The organism is Phyllobacterium sp. P5_D12 (assembly GCF_054049495.1).
Genome location: NZ_JBFUMG010000876.1, coordinates 1 through 1,301, shown reverse-complemented (window position 1 = coordinate 1,301; position 1,301 = coordinate 1). Strand labels below are relative to the sequence as shown.

The following is a 1,301-nucleotide window of genomic DNA, read 5'->3' as shown; positions in this document are numbered from 1 at the left end:
GATGAGTTGGCGGCCCTGTGACGTTCTTATCACCGTTTCGGCTTCATAGCTGTGGTTTCCAGCCCATATGGATGCGAGGAAATTCCAGACCTTACGTTCCACCTCTGAACTGACCAGAGCGGGCAGCAGCGTGCCCAGCCTATCTATATCCGGCATATTGAACATGTTCAGAGCGGTGTTGTTGGCGTTTATCAACTTGATCGATCTTAGCGCTTTCCGGACGAACCCGGAATCGAGGTTCTCAATATCCTCGATGCTTTGGACACCTTCAGTTTTGTATTTGTCGATGGCAGTTTTAAGACCCGTAAAATCCATCTGGAGGATTCCAACACCCGTGGCCAGGAAAATTGACCGGTAGCGCTGCTCACTGTCTTCCAGAATACCGATTGCCGCTTTTACCCTAAAAGCAAGAAATGTCGTTATCCCGGTGGCAGCAAGGCTGACGAAGCAACGTCCCATTGACTCTGCAGGGAGTTCCAGTCCGTGCGAAAGCAAAAAGCTTAGAAGCGTCAATCCCATGCAGCCAGCACCAATCGCAACAAGCTGGGTCTGATTGGCGAAATTGAGCGACAGCAGCACTACCACCACGTAGAGCACTGCAATGGCAATGTCGAATGTAGTCAATGTGTCCAGCAGGAAGACCGCCACAGCAATAAGCATTGCAGCGACCGGGGAAAATCTTGACAACGAATTATCTCCATATGGTCGAGTCGATCGGGCTATACCAGATTTTGGCTGCAAGGCTGCACAATCTTAAGTAGCGCGATGTCGCTAAATTTCGGGCGATCGCAGCGGTGTTGCGRCTCGCCTCGCGCACTTAACATCCGGCCGACGGTAAATGCTCCCTATACTCAAGTATAACTTAATCGAAACGAGTATCCACTGTCACGGCAGGAAGGCTTGGCCTAGGCTCAATACAACAATCAGCCAGGATACTATGTGAAACAGAAAAGGGGTCGTTGAATGAGCCTGTCAATTTATACAACTAACCGTGTGAGGTCGCTCTATTCAGGCGACGCTGCCGCCGAGGTTTCGGCGGCCTTGACCACCTTCCTCGCAGACACGTTCGCGCTGTACCTAAAGACGAAAAGTTTCCATTGGCACATGACTCCAACGGGTTTTGGTATTTTCCAGCCACTGCTAGGCGAGCAAGCCGAGCAGATACTTTCGATCACAGATGTTATCGCTGAACGCATACGCGAACTCGGAGGCACGACGCTACATTCGATTGGTCATATCGGGCGACTTCAGAGGCTTGCCGACAACGATGCCGATCACCTTACGCCCGCAGAGATGTTGAC

The 1,301-nt window shown here is 51.3% G+C and carries 1 protein-coding gene and 1 pseudogene; one reads left to right on the top strand and one right to left on the bottom strand.

Going from position 1 to position 1,301, the window contains the following annotated elements; translation table 11 throughout:
• Positions 1–648, bottom strand: a pseudogene (locus ACXJ5O_RS27245) (sensor histidine kinase); the annotation flags it as partial.
• 315 nt (positions 649–963) lie between these two features.
• Here ACXJ5O_RS27245 and ACXJ5O_RS27240 point away from each other — a divergent pair.
• On the top strand, positions 964–1,301 hold a 338-nt coding region (locus tag ACXJ5O_RS27240; protein ID WP_457302635.1), incomplete at its 3' end, for a Dps family protein.